This is a genomic window from Priestia sp. SIMBA_032 (assembly GCF_046535215.1).
In the GTDB taxonomy this organism is placed as follows: Bacteria; Bacillota; Bacilli; order Bacillales; family Bacillaceae_H; genus Priestia; species Priestia aryabhattai.
The window spans coordinates 1-293 of record NZ_JAWRXD010000429.1 but is presented as its reverse complement, the minus strand read 5'-3'; the positions used below and the strand labels follow the sequence as shown (position 1 = coordinate 293).

At 64.5% G+C, this 293-nt stretch carries 1 protein-coding gene; it reads right to left on the bottom strand.

All coding sequences use genetic code 11. The features are described from left to right. Positions 1 to 293 (bottom strand): beta-galactosidase small subunit-related protein (locus SB717_RS35035; protein ID WP_486360788.1); only part of this gene is annotated, 293 nt, incomplete at both ends.

Genomic DNA, 293 nt, shown 5'->3' with positions numbered 1-293 from the left:
ACCGTTGCTGGCGACGGGGGAAGTTTCCACCAGTGGTCGACGGCTTCTAGTTGTTCGGGCGAATGGCGGCTGACGTTCATGTGAAGCGGAATTTCGGTCAGCATCGTCACGCGCCCGTGCTCGCCGAGGATCTCCAGCCGGGTGACCCCACTTCGGCTCCCGTTCTCCTGCGGCCGGACATACGGTACGGCGAGTTCGTCGATCTCGCTGGTCCAGCGACCTACGAGGGCGCTCGCCTGGCGGTCAGGATAGTTCTCCCACGGCCCGAGCCCGACCCATTCCGCAGTCTGGAA